Source organism: Niallia sp. 01092, assembly GCF_052318935.1.
Lineage (GTDB): Bacteria > Bacillota > Bacilli > Bacillales > Cytobacillaceae > Niallia.
On the sequence record NZ_JBQRKO010000003.1, the window covers coordinates 199,515 to 223,857 of the forward strand.

Annotated in this window: 21 protein-coding genes and 1 riboswitch; of the genes, 5 read left to right on the forward strand and 16 right to left on the reverse strand. The window is 35.9% G+C overall.

Annotated elements, in window-relative coordinates; all coding sequences use genetic code 11:
- Positions 1-21 precede the first annotated feature (21 nt).
- The 10 genes from ACTXGU_RS04755 to ACTXGU_RS04800 form a co-directional block, all read right to left on the reverse strand.
- The gene (locus ACTXGU_RS04755; RefSeq protein ID WP_443480353.1) at positions 22-1,734 is read right to left on the reverse strand and encodes a M20/M25/M40 family metallo-hydrolase; all 1,713 of its coding nucleotides are present in this window, start codon (positions 1,732-1,734) and stop codon (positions 22-24) included.
- Entirely contained in the window at positions 1,706-2,662 is a 957-nt protein-coding gene (locus tag ACTXGU_RS04760) for a D-2-hydroxyacid dehydrogenase (RefSeq protein ID WP_443480354.1), read from the reverse strand. Before ACTXGU_RS04760 ends, ACTXGU_RS04755 begins: the two co-directional genes overlap by 29 nt.
- Before the next feature lie 29 nt (positions 2,663-2,691).
- The gene (locus ACTXGU_RS04765; protein ID WP_443480355.1) at positions 2,692-3,330 is read right to left on the reverse strand and encodes a GntR family transcriptional regulator; all 639 of its coding nucleotides are present in this window, start codon (positions 3,328-3,330) and stop codon (positions 2,692-2,694) included.
- A 289-nt stretch (positions 3,331-3,619) separates the two neighbouring features.
- Positions 3,620-4,903 (reverse strand): (Fe-S)-binding protein, encoded by a 1,284-nt coding sequence (locus ACTXGU_RS04770; protein ID WP_443480356.1) that lies wholly within the window; start codon positions 4,901-4,903, stop codon positions 3,620-3,622.
- Positions 4,904-4,908: 5 nt separating this feature from the next.
- Positions 4,909-6,345 carry an FAD-binding oxidoreductase gene (locus ACTXGU_RS04775; RefSeq protein ID WP_443480357.1) on the reverse strand — a complete coding sequence of 479 codons (1,437 nt, stop codon included), beginning with the start codon at positions 6,343-6,345 and terminating at the stop codon, positions 4,909-4,911.
- A gap of 5 nt (positions 6,346-6,350) precedes the next feature.
- The gene (locus ACTXGU_RS04780) at positions 6,351-7,781 is read right to left on the reverse strand and encodes an NAD-dependent succinate-semialdehyde dehydrogenase (RefSeq protein WP_443480358.1); all 1,431 of its coding nucleotides are present in this window, start codon (positions 7,779-7,781) and stop codon (positions 6,351-6,353) included.
- Between the two features lie 541 nt (positions 7,782-8,322).
- Entirely contained in the window at positions 8,323-9,045 is a 723-nt protein-coding gene (locus tag ACTXGU_RS04785) for an amino acid ABC transporter ATP-binding protein (RefSeq protein ID WP_443480359.1), read from the reverse strand.
- Positions 9,042-9,698, reverse strand: a complete 657-nt coding sequence (locus ACTXGU_RS04790) for an amino acid ABC transporter permease (RefSeq protein WP_443480360.1) — start codon at positions 9,696-9,698, stop codon at positions 9,042-9,044. The genes ACTXGU_RS04785 and ACTXGU_RS04790 overlap by 4 nt, the downstream gene beginning before the upstream one ends.
- Before the next feature lie 156 nt (positions 9,699-9,854).
- Complete coding sequence (locus ACTXGU_RS04795) at positions 9,855-10,679, reverse strand: basic amino acid ABC transporter substrate-binding protein (RefSeq protein WP_443480361.1); 825 nt, start codon at positions 10,677-10,679, stop codon at positions 9,855-9,857.
- A 220-nt stretch (positions 10,680-10,899) separates the two neighbouring features.
- Positions 10,900-11,715: a basic amino acid ABC transporter substrate-binding protein gene (locus tag ACTXGU_RS04800; protein WP_443480362.1), complete on the reverse strand. Its 816-nt coding sequence runs from the start codon at positions 11,713-11,715 to the stop codon at positions 10,900-10,902.
- Positions 11,716-12,070: 355 nt separating this feature from the next.
- On the opposite strand from ACTXGU_RS04800, the gene ACTXGU_RS04805 reads away from it, so the two are divergent.
- From ACTXGU_RS04805 to ACTXGU_RS04815, 3 genes are read left to right on the forward strand one after another with little or no spacing between them, the layout of a single operon-like run.
- Positions 12,071-13,021, forward strand: coding sequence for an ABC transporter ATP-binding protein (locus ACTXGU_RS04805; protein ID WP_443480363.1), 951 nt, complete (start codon positions 12,071-12,073; stop codon positions 13,019-13,021).
- A gap of 4 nt (positions 13,022-13,025) precedes the next feature.
- A complete protein-coding gene (locus ACTXGU_RS04810) occupies positions 13,026-13,790 on the forward strand; it encodes an ABC transporter permease (protein ID WP_443480364.1) in 765 nt (254 codons plus the stop codon).
- Positions 13,790-14,575: an ABC transporter permease gene (locus ACTXGU_RS04815; RefSeq protein WP_443480365.1), complete on the forward strand. Its 786-nt coding sequence runs from the start codon at positions 13,790-13,792 to the stop codon at positions 14,573-14,575. The genes ACTXGU_RS04810 and ACTXGU_RS04815 overlap by 1 nt, the downstream gene beginning before the upstream one ends.
- Positions 14,576-14,794: 219 nt before the next feature.
- Here the strand turns inward: ACTXGU_RS04815 and ACTXGU_RS04820 are convergent, their stop codons facing one another.
- A complete protein-coding gene (locus tag ACTXGU_RS04820) occupies positions 14,795-15,664 on the reverse strand; it encodes a cation diffusion facilitator family transporter (RefSeq protein ID WP_443480366.1) in 870 nt (289 codons plus the stop codon).
- 225 nt (positions 15,665-15,889) lie between these two features.
- Here ACTXGU_RS04820 and ACTXGU_RS04825 point away from each other — a divergent pair, with 225 nt between their 5' ends.
- Together ACTXGU_RS04825 and glnA are read left to right on the forward strand one after the other, a co-directional pair.
- Complete coding sequence (locus ACTXGU_RS04825) at positions 15,890-16,060, forward strand: hypothetical protein (RefSeq protein ID WP_443480367.1); 171 nt, start codon at positions 15,890-15,892, stop codon at positions 16,058-16,060.
- Between the two features lie 159 nt (positions 16,061-16,219).
- Positions 16,220-17,554 carry a type I glutamate--ammonia ligase gene (glnA, locus tag ACTXGU_RS04830; RefSeq protein WP_443480368.1) on the forward strand — a complete coding sequence of 445 codons (1,335 nt, stop codon included), beginning with the start codon at positions 16,220-16,222 and terminating at the stop codon, positions 17,552-17,554.
- Between the two features lie 200 nt (positions 17,555-17,754).
- Here glnA and tenA read toward each other — a convergent pair whose 3' ends face one another.
- The 5 genes from tenA to ACTXGU_RS04855 all read right to left on the reverse strand — a co-directional run bounded on the left by tenA (position 17,755) and on the right by ACTXGU_RS04855 (position 24,230).
- Positions 17,755-18,429, reverse strand: a complete 675-nt coding sequence (gene tenA / locus ACTXGU_RS04835; protein WP_443480369.1) for a thiaminase II — start codon at positions 18,427-18,429, stop codon at positions 17,755-17,757.
- Positions 18,419-19,708, reverse strand: coding sequence for an acetylornithine deacetylase (locus tag ACTXGU_RS04840; RefSeq protein ID WP_443480370.1), 1,290 nt, complete (start codon positions 19,706-19,708; stop codon positions 18,419-18,421). The genes tenA and ACTXGU_RS04840 overlap by 11 nt, the downstream gene beginning before the upstream one ends.
- 260 nt (positions 19,709-19,968) lie before the next feature.
- Positions 19,969-20,069: riboswitch (TPP riboswitch) on the reverse strand.
- A gap of 189 nt (positions 20,070-20,258) precedes the next feature.
- Positions 20,259-21,446, reverse strand: coding sequence for an aminotransferase-like domain-containing protein (locus tag ACTXGU_RS04845; protein WP_443480371.1), 1,188 nt, complete (start codon positions 21,444-21,446; stop codon positions 20,259-20,261).
- A gap of 107 nt (positions 21,447-21,553) precedes the next feature.
- Positions 21,554-23,479 (reverse strand): FtsX-like permease family protein, encoded by a 1,926-nt coding sequence (locus tag ACTXGU_RS04850; protein ID WP_443480372.1) that lies wholly within the window; start codon positions 23,477-23,479, stop codon positions 21,554-21,556.
- A complete protein-coding gene (locus tag ACTXGU_RS04855) occupies positions 23,466-24,230 on the reverse strand; it encodes an ABC transporter ATP-binding protein (RefSeq protein WP_443480373.1) in 765 nt (254 codons plus the stop codon). Before ACTXGU_RS04855 ends, ACTXGU_RS04850 begins: the two co-directional genes overlap by 14 nt.
- Positions 24,231-24,343: the final 113 nt, after the last annotated feature.

The window sequence follows — 24,343 nt, forward strand, 5'->3', positions numbered from 1 at the left end:
GATTATCACCTTTTCCTTTGCTTATAATTGTTTGGCAGAAGCCTTTAACCAAGAATTTGTCATATCTCGAATAAGTTTTGGTACAGTATCGAAGGAATACGGTTTATATACGCGTTCCGTCCAACGATGAGCATCAAACCCATACACGCCAACATTAATAGAAGGGATATTTAATTTGCGAATATCTTTAATTGGCACTGGGTAAATCTTATTCCATTCAGGAAAGTTATCGACAAGATAGTCAATTTCCTCATCTGTATCATGAAGAGATAAATAGCTGCTATCGGAAAGATAAGGAAAGAATTTCTTTACTGAAAAAGTATCATTCGTACGTTGAGAAATACTTGCTGTTGCCTCTTCAATCGTTTGTAAAATAACTTGATCCCGTGCACCTTTCCCAGTCAAATAATTATGTGGACAATATGGTGGTGCATAGAAAATAATCACACATGGCTTTACCGCTTGATCTAATTCTCGTAGTCTATCCACTATTTTGAAACAAAGCTCCCGCAACTCAAGTGTTTGATTTTCTTTGAGCACCTGCTCTGAGACAGCCTTTACATCTATTCCTTGTTTAGAAAGCTTCTCACAATACTCTACATAGCTATATACTTCCATATCCCAATTAGGGCGATCAGATGGAAAATTATTCACTTTCGCAAAAGTATCGTAATTTTTTTCATAATATTCTGTCACTTCTGCCGCAGCTTCTTGTGCCACCACTTTTAACTTTTCCATAATGTCCTTCGGTGAAGCTTCTAATACCATAAAATTAAAATATAAGTGACTAGATACCGCAGTTTGTACATTGTAAAACTCTTTCGTATCTCTATGATAAAGTGCGGAAGGAGGAGTAATCAGTTCACCTTCAATTTGTTCGGTTAATTCCATATTATTGTTGATGCGTTTATTTAATTCTGCTGTCACTAGTGTTGGGTCAAGTCCATTAAGCGTTTGTCCTACATGGGTTTCACGCCCATATACATAAAAACATGGCAAAAGCTTTCCTCCTGCACCAGTGTAAATGTACTTGTTCGTATCACCAGGGTAGAAAGCAGAAATATAGTCCGTATTAATTGCCACTACATAATCCAAGCCTTCTTCCGCGCGCAGACGCAGCAATTCATCCACAGATGCAATAGCACCTGAATGCTGATTTTCCTCGACTGGATTTGCCATAAAAATGATGTCTCCATCCCACTCATCCTGATGTTCACTAAAGTAGAGAACATTCGCTAAATGAACGGCAACCCCACTCTTCATATCCAGTGCTCCACGTCCAAACATCCAGTCTCCGGATAAAGCCTGCGAACGAATCTCTTCATCTGAATACGTTTTAAAATACTCTAATAGTGCTTCCGGATCATTAGCGCTTGATTGCAAAGCACCGAAATCTTCAATTCCAACCGTATCAATATGCCCATGAAAAACAACTGTTTTCTTTGATTTTCCATTGCCTTTTATATGAGCAAACACATTCTTTCTGCCGATTGCATCATTTGGCAGCTCTTGTGTCCACACCTGATCGGGGCGTTGTTTAAAGTAAGGAAAACTACGTAAAAATTGTTCAATCTTATCTGCAATCTGTACTTCTCCATTTGTTCCATTTACACTCAATGTTTTTACAAGAGAGATTGTAATTGCTTCTACTTGATCAAATAATGGCAGATCTTTTATTTTTGCATACATCAAATCACCTCTCGCCTTAATATTCTCTGCTTGTATTAATAACATTTATCATTTCTCCGTCTGTTCGCCTTGCATTGGTATTTTTGATAAAGATGTCAACACAACGATCAATATAATAAATCGATTTCGCTGACATATGTGGTGTCAAAATCAAATTCTCACATTCCCATAAGGGACTACTCGCCGTAAGCGGCTCTTGTTGAAACACATCCATCGCTGCTCCTCTTAATGCCTTACTTTGAATCAGTTCTACTACCGCTTGCTCTTCCACTACATCTCCACGGCCAATACTAATAAACACAGATTCTGGCTTCATCTTCTGTAAATACTCTTTTGTAAAGAAATTTCGCGTTTTTGTAGTGGACGGAAGAAGGGAAATGACATAATCAACTTGACCAATTTCCTTTTCTGCTTCCTCTAATGTGAACGTTTTTTGAAAATGAGGTACAGGCTTTCCGGATGTATTTACCCCATAAACAGTTATATCAAACAACGAAAGTGTCTTGGCGATGGCTTGCCCAATAACACCAGTGCCGTATAGCAGCACTTTTAGACCTGTTAACTCCCCAACTAACTTACTTCGATCAAATTGTTTTTTGTTCTTTAATGTTTGGTAGCGATCCATGTCTTTTTCAAAGTGAAGCATGCACATAAGTACATATTCACTCATCGGTTTAACGTGAATTCCAGAGGCATTTGTCAAAATAATGCCTCTTTCATCTAATTCACGAATGTCTAAATCATCGATGCCTGCACTAAACCACTGAACCCATTTTAAGTTTGGAAACCGCTCAAAGGTAGCTACTTCTTGCCCATCAAAACTTGGTCCGTATGCTAGTAAAACTTCAAGAGATTCCTTGATATGATCCGGAACATCTTTTAAGGAATTAAAATGAAGTATTTCTTCCCCTGTTTCACGTAATATTTTCTCTTGATGTGAAGGCAATACTTCCTCACAAATAGAAACAATCATTCAAAATACCTCCATTTATGATGTTAAAACTATGAACGCCGTTCTACATTTTCTATATGAAAACGGATGGCTTCTCCAGCTTTCTTTGCATTCCGTTCTTTTAATGCTTCGATAATTTTTATATGCTCTTCATGTGCTTCTCGAGCACTTTCGGCAAGTGTACCAGAAAGCACTAAATATCTTGATAATTGATTATGAATTTGTTCAATAAAGTCTTGTAATTTTCTATTACGAGAAATTTCAGCTATACTAAGATGGAATTGAGAATCTAAATCAATGTAAGTATAGAGATCTTTCTCCTCTATTGCTTTTTTCTGATTTGTCATAAGCATCTCTAAATGACTTATCATGCCATCTGTTACAAGAGGAGCAGCTTCTTCTGCTGATAATACTTCCAGCACTTTTCTTAATTTAATATAGTGCTCAAAATCTTCGTCAGAAATGAAGGAAATACGTGCCTTTTTCCCACTCTCTGATGTAACCAGCCCATCAAATGTAAGTTCTGCAATTGCTTTGCGTATTGGTGTTCTGCTAATTCCAAGCATAGAAGCAATTTCTTCTTCTGGTAATGGATCACCCGGCTTAAAATCTCCACGAATAATTGCTTTTTTTATCTCATTATAAGCACGATCTGCTAACGTTTCCGATTGTACAATTTTCTGCATCATCAAACATAACCTTCTTTCATTATTGTATTCTGTATCCAAAATACGCGTGTTATGTGATAAGTATATAAAAACTGTAGAATAATGCAATGTTCTTGTTATATTATCTAACACTACCCAACCAATATTTTCTATTTCACCTATAATATTTCTTCTCTGCTTACCATTCCTTTAGATGAGTCCTTTTTGATCCTCTTTTTCTTCTATATACAATTATTCCCACTTTACGCACTTAGATATATTCTTGAGATCTTGAATCTGAATATATTTTGGAATCTATTTATTTATATTCTTAAAGAATGTCCATTGATTCTGCCAACAATTCAACTAGATGCAACGTACGAGTTTGTTTCTCTAATCCTTCTCGTTTAATTCCTAATTTCATTTGTAACAAGCAACCTGGATTAGTCGTAACAATAATGCTAGCCCTCGTATTTTTTGCATTGTTCATCTTGTCATCTAAAATTTGCATGGATTCATTGTAGTTTACTACATTATATATACCAGCTGATCCACAACACATCTTGGGATTTTCCATCTCTTTATATATAACACCAGGAATTTTCTTTATTAGTTCTAGTGGTTCATGGACCACTTTTTGAACGTTTGTCATATGGCATGAATGCTGATACGTAACAATTTCTCCGATAGATTTTTTGAACGGCAACTCAACTGTATTTAGCAACTCACTAATATCTCGTACTTTAGATACAAATACCTTTGCTCTATCTGACCAATCTGCTCCTAATAAGTGATCATACTCAACAAGCATCGCTCCGCAGCCACCTGCGTTGTTCACGATAAAATCAGCGTCTATCTTTTCAAAAGCTGCAATATTTTGTTTAGCCAGCATACGTGAATCATCTGTTCGACCTGCATGTGCATGCAAAGCGCCGCAGCAAGTTTGATTGCTAATGACATGTACTTCAAAACCAACTGCCGCTAATACCTCTATGGAAAGACGGTTGATTTTCTCAAAAACAGCGTCCATCACACATCCTGTAAAAAATGCTACTTTATACTTCTCTGGAACCTTATCTACACCTGGATAAAATACATTCGGTCGATTTTTTCTAGCTTTTGGCGACGTTACTGTCGGTAAAACGGATTCAAATACTGCTAAGTTTTCTGGCAGCACCTTCGTTAATTTTGCTTTGTGAGCCACATTTTGCATGCCGGTTTTTTGATACAGCCAAATCAAATCCGCTGCTTGCTGCAGCCTTTTGGAATTGGAGAATACTTTTATAAACATTGCATCTTCCAGCTTCCCACTTATTTTTGAAGCACTTTTTCTTTTTTCTTGATAAAGGGCTTCTTTTGCAGCCTCTAAAATTTTTCCATACTCCACTCCGGAAGGACAGGCTGTTTCACAAGCTCGACAGCCTAAGCAAAGATTGATCGCATCTTCTGCATCTGTGATAGAAATTTGTCCTTCAGCAGCCATCTTCACTAAATTGATTCTTCCTCGTGGGGAATGTGTTTCTTTTTCAAAGGTTAAGTACGTAGGACACGCTGGCAAACAATACCCACACTGAACACATTGATTCGTTTGTTCGAGTAATGATTTAATGTCCATTTTCTTCACCCTTCTAATACAAATTCAGCATCTGGATCTGCGAATATTTTTTTAGGATTCATAATATTTTTAGGATCCCAGCTTTCTTTAATAGCCTTCATTAGTTCAAGTCCATCTGTACCTAATTCCATTTTCATAAAAGGTGCTTTCATTATTCCTATTCCATGTTCGCCTGATAGCGTTCCACCTAAAGTAACCGCCGCTTCAAAAATTTCTGCAACAGCCAACTCTACACGCTTCATTTCTTCCTTATCTCGTTTATCCGCAACAATGTTCGGATGTAAATTCCCATCCCCTGCATGCCCAAAAACAACAAGGTTGAGATTATACTTTTCTCTTATTTCCTTCAGCCTTTGAAACATCGCTGGTATTTTGCTCCGAGGAACGGTCGCATCTTCAGAAATTTTTGTTGGCTTAATGCGAGTAATTGCTGGAGACACCATTTTTCTTGCCTTCCATAACTCTGCTTGCTCTTTAGGATCTTGAGCTGCAAATACATCCCTAGCACCTATTTCTTTACATATATGTTTAGTTTTCGTTAATTCTTCTTCCACTGCTTGTTCTGAACCATCTAATTCAATTAATAAAATTGCTTCTGCATCTACAGGTAAACCACTCGGCTGGTAGCTTTCTACCGCTTTAATACATTCTTGATCCATCATTTCCATTTTAGATGGCAATATTCCTGATGTTAAAATACGTGAAATAGCCTCTCCAGATTTCACAAGATCATCAAAAACAGCCATTACTGTTCCTATCGCTAACGGTTTCGGAATAAGCTGTAAGGTTGCTTCTGTAATAATGCCTAGCGTCCCTTCTGATCCAACTACAAGCTTGGTTAAATCGTATCCCGTCACATTTTTTACCGTCTTGCCGCCCATTCTGACTATTTTTCCTTTAGGAGTTACTACCTCTAAACCAAGTACATAATCTTTTGTAACACCATATTTCAACCCTCTAGGCCCTCCAGAATTCTCTGCAAGATTCCCGCCAATCGTGGAAACAGCAGAGCTGCTTGGATCGGGTGGATACATTAAACCATGCTTTTCAGCCTCACTATGGATCGCTGCAGTTAGTACTCCTGGTGAAACAATGGCAATTAAATCCTCTGGTATTACTTGAAGCACATCATTCATTCTGCTTAAATCAATGACAATGCCTCCTTCTAATGGTAGAGGGCCACCAGATAAACAGGTAGATTGCCCTCTCGGATAAACAGGAATGACATGTTCATAAGCAAGTTTGACGATACGCGCTACTTCATTCGTTGTTTTCGGCTGTACAACAATTTCAGGAAAATACGTTCCAAATGAAGCATCAAATGAATAGCTTGCTAAATCTTGCACTTCCGTTAAAACGCGTGATTCATCTTGAAAAATTGCCTTTATTTCTTTTTCGATTGCTTTATCTATTTTTTTATAATTCTCAACTTTTACTCCCATAGCGATCACGCAAAATCGAAAGAGACAAATTTCGTCTCTAGGTAGTCGTCGATTCCATATTTCCCGCCCTCACGGCCAATTCCAGATTCCTTTACTCCCCCAAATGGAGCTTGTGCCACTGTCGGCATCGCATCATTTACTCCGACAATTCCGTAGTCTAATGCTTCTGACACACGGAACATTCTCGCTCCGTTTTGTGTGAAAATATACGATGCTAAACCATAAACGGTGTCATTTGCTTTTTGAATTACTTCTTCTTCTGTTTCAAAAACAAAGATTGGCGCTACTGGCCCAAAAGTTTCTTCATAAGCTATTTTCATTTCATTCGTAGCATGTAAAAGGACTGTTGGATTAAAGAAATGTCCATTGCTAAATGCTTCTCCTTCTGGTTTCGAACCTCCATAAATTACCTTTGCTCCTTTAGATACAGCATCCTGTACATGACTTACTGTTTTTTCAATCGCTCGCTCATTAATTAATGGTCCAATATTAACTCCCTCGTCTAAACCATTTCCTACAACTAATTGCTCCATCTTCGTTTTTAATCTATTAGCAAATGCCACAGAAATAGACTTTTGCACATATATACGGTTTGTACATACACATGTTTGTCCAGCATTTCGGAATTTACTTGCAATTGCTCCTTCTACCGCTCTATCTAAATCTGCATCTTCAAAAACGATAAATGGTGCATGTCCGCCTAACTCCATCGATACTTTTTTCATCGTATCAGCTGATTTACGCACTAGTTCTTTTCCAACTGCTGTAGATCCAGTAAAGGTGATTTTCTTCACAACTGGACTGCTCATCAGCACATCGCCAATTTCTTTCGGTAATCCATGAACTAGATTGACTACTCCATTAGGGATGCCTGCTTCATGCAGTGCTTTTATTACTTCGATTGCTGATAATGGGCTTTCCTCAGAAGGTTTTAAAACGACTGTACATCCTGCAGCGAGAGCTGGCGCTACTTTTCTAGTGATCATGGCTACTGGAAAATTCCAAGGAGTAATAGCTCCAACAACGCCTACTGGTTGGCGTACTACCATTAAACGTTTAGTCGGGGAAGATGCAGGGATAGTATCCCCATAAATGCGTTTTCCTTCTTCTGCATACCAGTCTAAATAATCAATAGCTAAGCCAATTTCACCTTTTGCTTCAGACACGGGTTTTCCCATTTCTTTTGTAATTAATTCCGCTAAACTATCCACTCTGCCTCTTAAAATATCTGCTGCTTTTTTTAAATACGCATATCTTTCCTTTGCAGTTAATTTCGACCAAGATAAAAACGCTTTTTGCGCTGCATCAATTGCTAGTAACGCTTCTTTTTTTCCACCTTTTGCAACACGATCAACTATTTCTTCATTCGCCGGATTTAAAACATCAAAGGTTTCCTTGCTTTCTGATTCTTGCCATATTCCATCAATATAAAGCATGATTACTCCCACCTTTTCTTTTCTATGAATTATTTAATATAAAACTTTCATTATATATATTTAGAAGTATAACGGGTTATCTTCTGTATCCTGTATACAGTATTCATTATATTTCAATATTACGAACAACTTGTAGTTTTGTAAAGAGTTTTGTGAGAATTTCTTACATGTTTTTTCAGAAATATTTTTCTATTATTCCCCTTTCTATCTATTCATTTTTACTGTTAATATTTCCTTTTTATAATCAGTGGCGGTAAACAAAATAAAAAGGTAAATCGATTTCATCTCTTTTTTTATTTAATGAAAAAATCCCCTCTCTTAAACGAGACGAGACTTATCTACACTTACAGTTTTTATAAACTCGCAGACTGAATACACTTCGCTTTCCGTGGGCGAGCGCCGAGCCTCCTCGTCGCATACGCTCCTGTGGGGTCTCGTCTTTCTCGCATTCCCACAGGAGTCTACGTGTATTCAGTCTGCTGAGTACTGCTTCTCCCATTTTTCATGTGAAAAACAACAAATTTTGAGAAAACAACCTTTTCTAAAGCACTTTACTTAAAAAAGATTTTGTTCTAAATTCACGCGGGTTTCCAAATAATTCATTTGGAATATTCTCCTCTACTATATATCCACCGTCCATAAAAATAACACGGTCGCCTACTTCTCGTGCAAACCCCATTTCATGGGTTACTACGACCATCGTCATTCCTTCTTTAGCCAGCTGTTTCATTACCTCAAGCACTTCTCCAACCATTTCCGGATCCAACGCTGAGGTTGGCTCATCAAATAACATGATTTTTGGTTCCATCGCAAGGGCTCTTGCAATCGCCACCCTTTGCTTTTGTCCTCCAGATAAAGAATCAGGATATACATTAGCCTTATCCTCTAATCCAACCTTGCGAAGGAGCTCCAATCCCTTTTTCTTAGCTTCTTCTTTATCTATTTTTTTAATTTTTGTAGGAGACAGTATAATATTATCAATCACCTTCATATGGGGAAAAAGATTAAATGACTGAAAAACCATTCCGACATCTGTTCTAATTTGATTGATGTCTGTTTTTTTATCAGTTATATCTACCCCTTCAATAAGGATTCGCCCAGCTGTAATTTCCTCTAATCGATTGATACACCTGAGAAAAGTTGATTTTCCAGAACCAGAAGGGCCTAGTACTACGACTACCTCTTTCGCCTGTATTTCTGTATTAATATCTTTTAATACTTGATTTTCTCCAAAGGACTTCTTTAAATTTTCAACTTTGATCATACTGTTGCCAACCTTCTTTCAAGTCGATTTAACAGGAAGCTTATAACAAGCGTTAAAATTAGATAAATAACCGCGGCAGTAAGATACGGTTCCCATACACGGAAGTATTGTGCACCCATTGCTCTTGCCCAATACATAATCTCTGGAGCTGCTACAATAGAGATAAGGGAAGAATCTTTTAATAACACAATAAATTCATTTCCAAGAGGAGGAATCATTCGTTTGAAAGCTTGAGGCAAGATTACATATCTCATTGCCTGTATATGGTTCATCCCAAGAGAACGAGCTGCCTCCATTTGTCCTCTATCGATGGATTGAATTCCGGCTCTAAAGATCTCTGCTATATAAGCTGCGGCATTTAGGGATAAAGCAATAATTCCAGCGGCAATTCCATTCGTTTCACCAGTGAAGAATGGAACCACTCCAAAATGTACTATTAATATTTGCACCAGTAATGGGGTTCCACGAAAGAAAGTAATATAACAAATAAAAGGAAAAGCAAGTATTTTATTACTCGATATTTTCCCTAAGCCAATTAACAGTCCTAATCCTGTTCCTATTAATACCCCAGCCAACGATAAACCAATTGTAAGCATGGTTCCTTTTAAAAAAAACTGAGCATACTCAACAATAATACTTATTTGAAAATCCATTTATTTCCTCCTCAGAACAATACCTTTTTATCAAAATTACTGTTACTTCATTAAAACTTGTTTTATCATTCTATTGCTCTTACATTTTGAATCGTTTTATGAAACACAGGAAGAAAACAACTTTTTCTTCCTGCGTTTCATTCAATCGTTTGACGATTATTGCGCTGCTTTTAGCTGCTCTACCTCAGGTTTTTCTTTAAACCATTTTGTGTAAATTTTTTCATATGTCCCATTTTCCAAAATAGTTTTGATGGCTTTATCAAAGTCTTCCTTTATTTCACTATTTTTTGGAAACATTAATCCTAAAAAGTTTGTTTTAAAATAGCTGCTATCTTCAATAACGGTTAATTTTTTATCTGGATTATTTTTTGCATATTCTTCTACAACCAAATCTTCTGCAACAACTGCATCTGCTCCACCGTTAAGCAATTCCATGATTGCTAGATTATTGTTCTCAAACTTTTTTACATTTTTACTATTTTTCCCTAATATTCCTTCAGCTGCTACTTGTCCAGTCGTTCCATTTAGAACAGCAACAACTTTATTTTTCAAATCTTTAGCACTCTTAATATCGCTTCCTTCGCGAACTAAAATTTTATTTGCTGAAGTAAAGTACGGAGTAGAAAAGTCATAAGTCTCTTTTCTCTCATCTGTAATGACAATCGATGCAACAGCCGCATCAGCAGTTTTATCTTTTACCTCTACAAACAATGGGTCCCATCCAACATGTACAAGCTCATATTTGTAGCCTGCTTCTTTCGCTACAGCTTTAAATAAATCAGCATCAAATCCAACAATTTCTCCTTTATCCATGTATTCAAATGGTGCATACGCTGCATCGGTTACCACTCTTAACGTCTTTTTGGAATCTGTACCGCTGTTAGCTCCTCCTGTATTACTGTCCTTGCTTGCTCCACAAGCAGAAAGGATCAATGCCAGCATAAGTACTAGAGATAAGATAGAAAATTTTGTTGTTTTCATAATATCCTCCTAATTATATAGTTAATAGTATTATTTCATTTCTAAAATACTGTATACAGGATACAGCACTCTTTAATAGTAAAGCGCTGTTTAAAAAATGTCTCGAATATTGTCATATTTTTTGACATACTTTTTAAGCCTTTTTAATGTGAAATTGGAATTCCCTTTCTTTTTAAGGGCAATTTAGAAGAAAAAATTCAACCTTATCCAAAAAGTATTTTTATTGCTGCGCTTTAAGGTTTTCTATATCAGCATCTGCTTTAAACCATTTTGTGTAAATTTTTGCATATGTCCCATTTTCATAAAGTGTGTTGATGGCTTTATCAAAATCTGCTTTTAATTTGCTTCCTTTTGGAAACATTAATCCATAATATTCTGAAACAAAGTTTCCTTTATCTTCAATTACAGTTAGTTTTTTATCTGAATTATTTTTTACATATTCATCCACAACCGTATTATCAGCCACAACAGCATTTGCTCCGCCGTTAAGTAAATCCATGATTGCTAGGTTGTTGTTTTCATACTTTTTAATCTTTTTATTATTTTTGCCTAATAGTTTTTCAACTGCTGCTTGTCCAGTCGTTCCATTTTGAACAGCGACGACTTTATTTGTTAAATCTTTCGCACTTTTAATATTACTTCCTTCTGGAACTAAAATTTTCAGCGTTGATAAAAAGTATGGAACGGAGAAATCATACGTTTGCTTTCTCTCATTAGTCATGGTAATCGCTGCAGCACCGATATCAGCCGTATTATCTTTTACCTCTACAAACATTGGTTCAAATCCAACATGTACAAACTCATATTTGTAGCCTGCCTCTTTCGCTGCGGCTTTAATAAGGTCAGCATCAAATCCAACAATTTCCCCTTTGTCCATGTATTCAAATGGTGCATAAGTTGCTTCTGTTACCACTCTTAATGTCTTTTTTGAATCTGTTCCGCCGTTAGCGTCTTCACTACCATTCTTGCTTGTTCCGCATGCAGAAAGGATCAATGCAAAAACAAGCACTAGTGTTAAAATAGAAAATTTCTTCATTTTTATTACACACTCCTAAATTCTTTTCATAGTTTTTCATTCATTTATGTCTAACATAAAGCCATTTTCAATTGAGAGATCAGTTTTAGCATTAGTTCCCCCTTTTTCAAAATACTGTATACAGGATACCGTGTTTTTAATAGTAAAGAATACTTTGAAAATTGTCTAGAATATTGTCATATTTTCTGACAATGTTTTTCATAGAAAAATAAAAAAGATTTTTCTGAACTAGTTTTAAGTTAACAATCTACAATAGGTGTTTTTCCTAACAAGAATTCTATCTACAAATCATTTACAATTGGAAAATATTATAATAAAATCATTATTATCAAAATTTTCTGAAAGGTGTGGTGTGATGAACAAAATTATTGAAGTAGAACAGCTGACTAGGACATATAAGCTGAAAAAAGGAAAAAAAACAGCATTAGATCAAGTTTCCTTTGATGTTTATGAAGGAGAGGTTTTTGGATTATTAGGTCCAAATGGAGCAGGTAAAACGACGATGATAAAAATATTAACTACTATGCTATTACCTACATTAGGAAAAGCTACTGTACTAGGTTATGACGTGGTAAAGGAAAGTAAACTGATTCGAAATCAAATTAATTTTGTTTTCGGGGGAGAAAGGGGCGTTTATGGAAGGTTGACTGCAAAAGAATACATCTCTTATTTCTGTACACTCTATCAAATTCCACAAAAAAAGCAAAAGGAATTAATAGATTCTCTACTTACATTAGTCGGATTAAACGATGTAGCGGATCAACAAATTTTTACGTTTTCGAAAGGGATGATCCAAAGATTGCATTTTGCCCGAAGCTTAATTAATAATCCAAAGTTAATCTTCCTTGATGAACCAACAATTGGATTAGATCCTGTCGGTGCCAAACTGCTGCGAAAAATTGTAAAAGAGCTTGCAGCAAAAGGAATCACGATCCTCTTAACGACTCATTATATGCAAGAAGCAGACGAGCTATGTGATCGAATTGCCTTTATTAAAGAAGGAAAAATTCATTTAGCAGGGAAACCAGAGCAAATCAAAGAAACATGCAACCATTTAAACCTTTACGATGCCACGATTCAAACGCAAAACGTCCAAGTTCTTCAACAAGATGATTATTTTCAATCTATAGAGGTGGAAGAAATCAATTCTTCTTATTATGTCATAAAATTCGAAATCGAAAATAGCAATCTCACGATCGATCAATTAAAGTCTTATTTAAGTAAGTATGGGGAAATACTGAATGTAAAGCGTAGAGAAATTTCACTAGAAGACGCGTATATATATTATATGAAAGATGCAAGTTAAAAAAATGTACTTTATGTCTTTGTTATGGAAAGAACTCAAGTTTTTTACCAATTTACATAATCGCATGTACCAATTTATCCTTTTTTTCCAGCCGTTATTATTTTTATCGATCACTTTCTTTTTATTAGAAGTAAGAGAAACTGCAGCTTCAGACCATTTTGTGGTTGCATCTTCTTTAATTAGCATGTGGAGCTATGTTCTGTATTCCTCTGGTTCCGCTTTAATTGGGCAGAAATGGAGTGATACATTACAGCTTTTATTAGCTTCTCCAACATCCCTGTTTCGGATTCTGTTTACGAAAACAATCAGCAATTCATTTATCGCTTTCATCTCCATGATTATTAGCTTTATTTATGCAGCATTGATTTTTCATTTTAACATTGGGATACAAAATTATACGCTGTTTTTTATCGCTGTTATTGTTTTGTTATTTTCGCTAAGTGTTGTAGGCATTTTGTTAGCCCTCGTATTTGTTGCTTTTAAAAATGTATTTGATTATCAAAACTTAATTGTTCTTCCAATGCTTTTAATTTGTGGAGTATATGTACCAGTCGACAGCATGCCTACTATCCTACAATGGATTGCTTATGCGATGCCAATGACTTGGGGAATACATGCTGTATATGACTCAATAAACGTATCCAAAACGCTATTCCATTCAATATATATTTCATTAATAATAAGTTTCACTTACCTCGTTATTTCTTTTTTCGTGATAAAAAAAATAGAAAAAGTTCTTAGAAAGAATGGAAGAATAGGAGAAATTTAATGAATGCTATGAACAAGTTTTTATTTCCTTACTTATCGTATAAAGCATTGTATTCGTTTCAATCTATTAAATCATTTATTTTATTTCGGTTATTTGATTCACTTATGCACTACCTCTTTTTTGCGGTAATTGTCAGTGCTATCGCTGGAACGGACTATATTAAATATGCCGTGCTTGGAAATATTGTGTACTATGCAGGAAGAACGATGATGTTCCAGCTGATGTCTATGTTTCAAATGGAGAGAAGGTTTGGCACGTTAGAATTAAATATCGTTTCTCCTCTATCCACCTTTAAAAATTTTTTTATTAAATCATTAGTTCCCTTATTAGATGGTTTCTTTGTCTTTATTTACGGCATTATGATCGGAATAATCCTTTTTCAGCTGCCCTTCCCTATTGAACAAATATTTTCTCTTTTCCTATTAATAATAGTCACACTATTCTCAATGATTAGTTTTTCCTTAGTGATTGCATGTACAAGCTTACTATTTTCGAATGTTAATTTATTTTCCAATATTTCAATGGCACTCTTGCAAGTATTTTGTGGTGTAAACTTTTCTGTACATCTTTTTCCAGATTGGATTCGAGCATGTACAAGCTTCTTACCATTAACCCATAGCATTGAAGCAATACGATCCATTTATGAACTGGAATCATTTTCTATCTATCCGCTAATAGGAAAAGAATTTATGATTGGAATTCTATATTTCTGTCTTGCCTTATTGGTTGTCAACGTAATGGAAAAACAAGCGAGAAAATATGGATCTTTGTTTCTTAATCTATAAAGAAAATGACTATTTCTATGTTACTTTTAAGCACAAAAAAGGGAAGGTGTAGAATAAGTCTGTTTGTTGTACTACGAAAGAACAAGTTTCGGAAAGTAGTGGTTCACGATTAAAAAGCAGCTTAAAAAAGCTGATTGCCTTACGCTAAAGGAATCAGCTTTTTTATGTAAAATAGATATTATTCATTTGAAGATACTGTTTCAAATCACTTAAAAGGTTTTAATTAGGTTCAACATGAACATGTACATCATATACATCATGTACTTGCTTTAATTCATTTTCAACTTTTGTCGAAATTTCATGAGCATCTCGAATATCCAAATTAGATTTGACAAGAAGAACAATATCCACTACAGCATTATTTCCGTAGCTCCTTGCACGTATATCTTTCACACCTTTCACTCCATAAACAGTTAAGACGGTTTCTTTATAAGATTGTATTTTATTTTCATCGTATCCATCCGTTAAATGGTGAGATGCTTCACGAAAGATATCCCAAGCTGTTTTACAAATTAAGAATCCTACCACTACAGCTGTAAGAGAATCCAGCCATGGCAGATTAAATTGGGCGCCAACGATCCCTACTACTGTACCGATACTTACCCATGCATCTGAAATGTTGTCCTTTGCTGCTGCCATAACGGCTTGGCTATTTATTTTATTCGCAAGCCTCTTGTTATATCGGTAAACAAAGTACATAACTACCGCACAAAAGATACCAGTCCATGCTGAAATTAAATCAGGCGATTCATGTTTCCCTTCTAGAACAGAAGATATAGCTTCATATAACACTTGTAAACCTACCGCCATCATAATGAAGGAAGCAATTAAGGAAGACACCGTTTCTGCCTTCCAGTGTCCATAAGGATGATCTTCATCTGCAGGCTTTCGCGATAATCGCAATCCAATCAAAACAGCGATGGATGCTACGATATCGGTAGCATTATTTAATCCGTCTGCCCTTAAGGCTTCGGAGTTCGCTGTATAACCAATAAATAATTTAAGGGCAGATAAACATATATATGCAATAATGCTGATAATGGCGCCTCTTTCGCCTAATTTTAAATTATCATATTTTTGTTGTTCCACATCTAGCAGACTCCTTCCCCACATTGCAAATAATACTTGATTATCTTACCAAGCACATATCGTGTGGGTCTATAGCAACGTTTTTTCCTATTTCTTAATAAGTGACGACGGACAAAAAAAGTTGCACTAAGCTAAATAAATGTTTATTGGGCTTATCTGATAATTCTGTCATAAAGTAGAAATGAAAGTTTTGGCGGGCATGGATTTTTACCTTTTGGATGGGACATGGTCCTTCTTACAGCAGGATCACTATTATTTTATTACTGGGAAGTGAATAGCGCCATAGTAACAGAAGAATATTATAAAGAGGCTCAACATATGAACACACTAGCTAAACTTGAAGACGATAAGGAACCTGAAATGCAAAAAGTAGAACATTTATTATTTATTTATTGACCGCTCTTCCTAATATTTTTGTCAAAGGGCTGTCCGATAACTCCCTAAAAAGAAAAATATTAAAAAATACCAAAAACTAAAATTATATTGAATAAAAATTAAAAATAGTTATAATAAACCTTGTTAGAAAACAGAACACCCATCGGGAGGTAACATAACTTGACGCAAATTACATTAGAACAAATACAGAATACAATTAAAGAGAAAAGTGTAGAACTATTACATCTACAATTTGTTGATATTGAAGGAATCTTAAAAAATATCACTATTACTGCAGCACAATTAGAAGATGCTGTAGAAGGTAAAATCATGATTGATGGTTCATCTATTAAAGGTTTTTCACCTATCAATAAATCAGATTCTTACCTACAACCAGATTTAAATACATTTGTTGTAATGCCCTGGACTGAAACAGAAGGTTATGCAGAAGCACGTTTCCTTTGTTCTGTTGCAAATCCAGATGGAACATTATTTGAAGGAGATACTCGTAACGTTCTTAAGAAAACTGTTGCACGTGCTGCTGAAAAAGGTTATTCAATCTCAGTTGGTCCAGAACTAGAATTTTTCTTATTCGAAACAGATGGAAAAGGATATCCAACAGATGAACTAGGCGATTTAGGCGGATACTTCGAGCCATCTCCGAAAGATTTAGGAGAAAAAGTTCGTGTTGAAATTTATAAAACATTAAAAGCAATGGGCTTTACAATTGAAGCACTACACCATGAAGTTGCGGAAGGTCAACATGAAATTAGCTTTAAATATGCAGATGCTTTAGGTGTTGCAGATTTAGCTACTACCTACAAATGGGTAGTAAAAACCATTGCAGCACAATATGGATTACATGCTACATTTATGCCAAAACCAGTTTTCGGAATCAATGGTTCAGGTATGCATGTAAATATGTCTTTCTTCAAAGACGGAGAAAATCTATTCTATGATGCGTCTAATGATTTACAACTTTCAACGGCAGCATATTCATTTATTGCTGGAGTATTAGAAAACGTAAAGAGTTTTGTTGCGGTAACAAACCCACTTGTAAACTCATATAAACGTTTAGTTCCTGGTTATGAAGCTCCTGTTTACCTTGCTTGGTCTACATCAAACCGTTCAGCACTAATCCGTATCCCTGCAAGTCGTGGAATGGGTACACGTGTAGAACTTCGTTGTCCAGATCCATCTGCTAACCCATATTTAGCTTTTGCCGTAATCGCATCTGCTGGTTTAGATGGGATAGAAAGAGAATTAAAAGCGCCAGCACCAATAAACGAAGATATTTTCCATATGACAGATGAACGTCGTGAAGAGCTTGGTATCGACAGCTTACCAGGTGGCTTGGATGCAGCTATAGCTGAATTAGAGACTGGTGAATTCGGCCGTAAAATACTTGGAAATCATGTATTTAATGAATATGTAGCGGCGAAAAAAGAAGAGTGGGACAACTACCGTACAACTATCCATGCTTGGGAAATTAAAAATTACAAATTTAAGTTCTAATTTGCAAATAATGAGAGAAAGCAACTTGAATAGAAAGGGATAATCCCTTTCTATCAGACTGTGACAAACCCCTTTTAAATATATGTATAATAAACAGAGGTACATTATTTTTACGTTGTACCTCTGTTTCCTATATTTTGTATTTTTATAGGGTTTTGATTACGCCTTCTGATTAAAGCGATATTTAAAGTTAAACGAATTTACTCGTCAGTAGGCCACATCGAATGGTTATAGGCCATATCCCAAAACATATACTCAAAGCGGGTCGTGTTTAAGAAAATTTCTTCTAGTTTCGCTAATTCCGACTCTGGTTTTCCAGCTGTTAAGTCATCGAATAAGTTGATGCACCACGTTGCAAGCTCGCCAAATTCAGCAGAGCTGTACATCGAAATCCATTCTCCGTAAAATTCATCATCAATTGCTCCTGGCTTTTGACTTAACTCTTTGCCAATTTCCCAATAGCTCCACATACACGGTAAAAGGGCTGCAACTAGCTCTGCTAGCGTACCATTTTGCGCAACGTGCAGCATGTAATGTGTATAGGCTAATGTCGTTGGCGACGGCTCGGCGTTTTCCAATTCTTGTTCACTAATCCCGAACTTTTTCGCATACTGACGGTGAAGGGACATTTCTTCATTTAACGTCGAATGAAGCAGCGCCGCAAATTTCCCCATCGTTTCCAAATCTGTTGCCTTTACTGCACCTAATGCGAATAACTTTGCGTAATCAATTAAATATAAATAATCTTGAATCATATAAAAACGAAATTTTTCTTTATCTAATGAGCCACCGCCCATTCCTTGCACGAATGGATGGGCATGGTTTTTGCGCCAAACTGGCTGAATGTTTTCATATAATCGTTCACTAAACTTCATTCGTCTCACTCCTTGTATGTAGCCAATTATAAATAAATTGGATCATCACTTTTGTATATTTAACGAGCTGTTCAATCGATAATTGTTCGTTGACTGTATGAGCATTTTGCAAATCCCCTGGTCCATAAATCGCAGCTGGAATGTTGGCATCCGCCAACCAGCCGCCGTCTGTCACACTCGTTGATACATCCATTATTGCTTGTTTTTGTAAAATTTGTTCATGGGACTGTGCTAGCAGCTGCACGGCTGCATGATTTTCATCCACCTCTAATGAAGGAAAAATCTCACCGCGATCTACAATCATCGACGTGCCGCCCCATTCAAATGTTGGCGGATTTTCTTTTAACCACGGATCCGCTTTGGCAACGTGTAAAATATGTTCTTCAATTTCCTTTGCCACTTGTTCATACGATTCATTTGGATAATAATGAACGGTAATCCATAAACGGCACTCGTCTGCGATAAACGCAGCATGTCTTCCGCCTTCAATAACAGCTGGGTTAATTGTATTTGTGCCTGGCAAAAAGCCTGGGTAGCTTTTTGTAACAGCCCAATGACGCTCTAAGTCTTGCAGCCCTTGAATAACCTTTGCCATTTTTTCAATCGCACTCGCTGCGAACAATCCCCCGCCAGCATGAATCATATTGCGGCGTCTTCCATCATGGTGCGTGTTTTTGCTTTTAATCGTAATCCAGCCAGTAATAACGCCGCCTTGACCTTTAATATGCAAGTCACTCGTATCCATCACTACTGCAAAATCTGCTGAATAGCCGCGCATGCAGCATTGAAGTGTTCCCGCTTCTCCTACTTCTTCCCCAACAACCGATTGAAAAATTAAGTCCCCAGGAAAGTTTACACCTGCTTCCGTAAAAAGCTGCATCGCAAACAGCGCCCCTGCTAAACCGCCCTTCATGTCAGCAACTCCGCGCCCGATAATGACATCATCTTTTACAATCGGGGTAAATGGATCACCCTGCCACTGTTCTCCTTCGTTTACTTCTGCCACATCAATATGGCCGTTAAGAATTAAACTCTTATAACTGGAAGAATTCGTTCCTTTTAAAACGCCAACAACGTTCGGGTCATTCGGATACACATCCCACATATCAATCGAAAAACCGAATTTCTCTAGTAAACTAGCAACATAGTCCTGTGCATCCTTTGTATTTCTTGCAGGCGGCGCCGGTGTTTTATAAGACACAAGCGTTTTCAACAACTCGACTAATTCTTCTTTCCGTTCATCCACTTGCTGAACAAGCGACTGTATTATCTCTGCCATCGAATCCTCTCCTTATAAGAAAAGCGCAGGCGCCTTGCTCAGCCCCGAAGAAAAATGTTCATTTGACTCGAAAAGTGCTTTTTACTTTTAGAGGCAAAGGGTTATTTTTCATAGGGGCTAGGCGCCGGAGCTAGACATTCATCTAACTTCAGATAAAAATTCTAATATTTTTACGTAAAAAAAACACTTCTTTTTTCGAAAAGAAGTGTTTGGAATAAACAAATAATTACGAATCATCAGCGTATGCACGCTGATAATCATCCATTACAAAACCTCTTTCCTACGCTAGTATTACCTAGTTCAGGTTATAAGGGTTGAGACAACAGTCTCTCTCAGCTTAAAAGCACCCCTAGTGGCATCTATCTATTTAATTATGAATTTACTGATTATCTTTATCAGAGGAAGTTCAAAAAGGCACCAAATGATAAGCTGCGAATCTCTTCGTTGGCTTGCTTCTAATTTGTTACCTTTTTGAACACATATTATTATTTTTATCACACTAAAGCAGTTTGTTCAATAAATATATATGAAGTCTATGAAGCTTTCGGCTTTAACAATGTTCTTTTAATATTTTTCCTAATTGTGTCATTCCGTCGATAATTTTTTCTTCCGACATATATGAATAACTGATGCGGCAATGGTTATGTTCGGGTTCTCCTGGGAAAAAGCTACTGCCAGGTACATAAGCTACTTTTGCTTCTGGCAATACATGCTCTTTCATCAGCCAAACCGTATCAATATGCTTTGGAAGGGTCAACCATGTAAATAATCCACCTTCAGGCTTCGTATAGTGAACATTCTTTGGAAAAGTATTTTCTATTATTTCTAACATGATATCTTTTTTATGTTTATACATCTTTTTCAGTTGAACAATATGTTCATCTAAATCATACAGATCCATAAAACGATTTACTGCATGCATATTTAAAGTAGAACTTTGTGTGTCTGCTGCCATTTTCAATAAGCAAAGCTTTTCCGCGAGTTCTTTCTCTGCTACAACCCAGCCAAGACGCATGCCTGGACAAAGAATTTTAGAGAAGCTTCCGAGATGAATAACACGTCCTTCCGTATCGAGGCTCTTAATAGCAGGCAAATCTTCCCCTTCAAATCGAATTTCTCTGTAAGGACTGTCTTCAATAATAATGACATCGTATTCGTTTGCCAACTCTACTAATCGTTTTCTCCGATTTAAACTCATCGTTACGCCTGTCGGATTTTGAAATTCTGGTACCGTATATATCATTTTCGCAGAAGGATTTGCTTTTAATAATTGTTCCAGGTGATCCATATCCATTCCTTCTTCATCCATCGATACACCTAAGTATTCTGGTTCATATGGATTAAAAGCAACCAATGCTCCTAAGAACGTTGGCTCTTCTGTTATAATAATATCTCCTCTATCAATAAACATTTTCGCAACAAGATCCAATCCTTGCTGCCCTCCATTAATCATAAACAAATTATCTAAATCGCATGATACCCCAACTTTCTCCATTCGTTTCACTAACTTGCGTCGAAGCTCCAAATGCCCCTCTGAAGTAGTATATTGCAAAGCTTGCTGTCCTTCTTCCAGCAGCACCATATCAAATACATTGCGTAATTTATCAATCGGAAACAAAGTTGGGTCAGGATAGCCGCCGCCAAATGAAATAACATCCGGGTCTGCCCCTAATTTTAATAACTCACGAATTGCTGAAGGTTGTACCTTGTCCATTCTTTTTGCATATTGATACCCCATGTTCTTTTCCCCCTCGACCTATTGCATCCTAGTTGTTTGCTATTCTCTCATGTTATTATTTTGAGGGGGAGAAGTAAACATTGAATTGTAAAAAATCGATAAGCATTCTAGTCTTCATACACCATTTTCGTATAATTTTTGCTTATACCTGCATAAAAAAAGATCATTATAATTACAAATACTCCTATACTAAATAAAGTTGGTAATGTAAATTTGACATTCATTATCTGTTCTAACATGTTCATGGCCACGATACTATGAATGATTCCAATAATAACGGGTAAAAGAAATGTTATCCCTACTTGTAAATAAACTGATTTTTGAACTTCTTTTTTATTCATTCCAACCTTTTTCAGTATAGAATACTGTTCTTTATCCGTAAATGCATCGCTCAAAATTTTAAAATATATCGTACCGAATGTAGCAAGCATAAATACAATAGACACAATCAACCCTAAAAAGAAAAAGATGCCTAAAGCGTAATATTCCCAAATATACTGATTGAGCAAGCCGTTTACATTAGCTGCCCCGCCTGGAACAATTTCTCTGATTTTCTTTATAATCTCTGTACTCTTTTCTTCATTTGAGATTTTGATTCCATTCAATATAACTTCTGGTGAGTTTCTGCTTAAATTTTTATAATCACGATCATTTAGAACATACACATTTTTTTTGCCGTATTTTGCAGTGTTGCCTGTAAAAGGAACTTGCGTATATTCAGCGATATTAAAATCTTTTCCATATAAGCTTATCTTTTCTCCTTTAACATAAATAGGAGAAGCTATTGTATTAGCATTTAGAATAAAAGTGACTTCATTGCGTTTAGGCTTTATTTGCTTTAATAAGCTCTTTTTACTTTTATAAGCTAAAAAATCAAGTGTTTTCTTTATCTCAGAATAACTAGTAATTATCGCTTCATTATTAGAATCAACCTCTTTGTCCATCCCTACATATTCAACCTTACCAATAAAGAACCTCGTTTCATTTATCCCTAATAGTTTGTTGTCTGATTGTTGAATGGCTGCTTCTACTTTAGCCTTAATTTCATTAGAATTACTTTCAAAACTCAAGCTATATGGGGATTCTGTCATCTTATGATTCTCTGCAAACTGCTTAAAGGAAATACTTACACTAAAAGCAGTAACGGTTGCTGCTGCCAATATCGCTGTCATTGCTAGACTTCTATAATTGGCCTTTAGTCTGAAGAAAATATTGCTTATACTTACCAGTCTTACACCTTTATAAATAATCTTTTTCGATTTTGTTAGTTTACTGAATATGATTGTCATGGAACTCCCAAAGAAGAAATACGTTCCTAAACTAACCAAAACCAGTATTGCCATAGAGGCAATCAATAGATCCAAATTCCAAGGCTTAAAATTTAATGCCAATACATATCCAGATGCAATTAGAAGAACTCCAAGAAATCCTTTTTTATAACTAAATTTTGGTGCAGCTTGCTTCTCTTTTGCGGCATTTAACATATTTATCAACTGGGATTTTTTTATCATTTTGTAATTTCTTACTCCCAATACTACAAATATAATTCCGAAAACGATAACGAGATGCAAAATAGCTTCTATTGAAACACTAAATGGGAATTCAACTTCTAAAAACATTGCTTTGCTTAATAACATGAAGAAAAGCTTTGAGAATAATATGCCAATAATTAAACCTATTGATAAAGATAATCCGCCTATAAGCATGCTCTCTATTGCAAACACTCTTCCAATCTTAGCAGTGCTTATTCCCATCAACATATATAACCCGGTTTCTTTTTGTCTTTGTTTCAAAAAGAATCCATTTGCGTGCCACATAAAAAACACGACTGTACAGATTAAAACAAACCCAGAAGTCCCACTTGCTACTACGGCTGACTGAATTCGTTCTGCCAATTGAACAAACATTTCATTGTATTTTATTGCTATGAAATTGTAATAAGTAGCTACTGTTACGACTAGAACTACGAAATATAATCCGTATATCTTCAAATTGTTCTTTAGAAGCTTATATGCAATTTTAAAGGAGTTCATTTTCCGATCCTCCCATTACAGCAAGCATATTTAAGACTTTCTTGAATAGTTCTTTTTTGTCGCCATCACTATCGAGCCTTCCATGAATTTTTCCATCCTTTAAGAACATAATTCGGTCACAATAGCTTGCAGCATTTGCATCATGAGTTACCATAATAATAGTTGTTCCTAATTTTTTATTAATATTTTTAAAACACTCGAGAACTTCAGAAGAAGCTTTGGAATCGAGCGCACCTGTTGGCTCGTCTGCAAAGATTACCTTTGGTGATGTAATAAGCGCCCTGGATATAGCAGCTCTTTGCTTTTGCCCACCTGACAATTCATAAGGATACTTATCTAACTGGTTAGAAATTCCTAATAATTTAGTAAGTTCATCTATCTTTTTTATAATGATAGGGAGCTTTACATTATTTAAAGTAAGAGGCAAAGCAATATTATCTCTTATTGTCATATTATCTAGTAGATTAAAAGCTTGAAAAACAAAGCCAATCGAATCTCTTCTGAATCTAGCTAGTTCATCGTCTTTAAAAGTGTTAATTTTTTTCCCATCTATTAAAACCTTTCCATAAGTAGCTTTATCTATAGTAGACATAATATGCAGTAAAGTTGTCTTGCCAGATCCGGAAGGCCCCATAATACCAACAAATTCACCTTTATAAATATGTAAGCTTACCTCTTTTAAGGCTCTAAACGTACTACCAATCTCGCCATACTCTTTAATTACATTCGAAACTTCCACCATTTTTTTCAATTAATACAACCTCCATATTTGTTTGTATCTAAATTATAATGGATTAAAAAAGCCAGCTACTATCGACTTAGGTTACATTTTAAAAATCTAAAGTGACATTGTTGTTAGGTTGG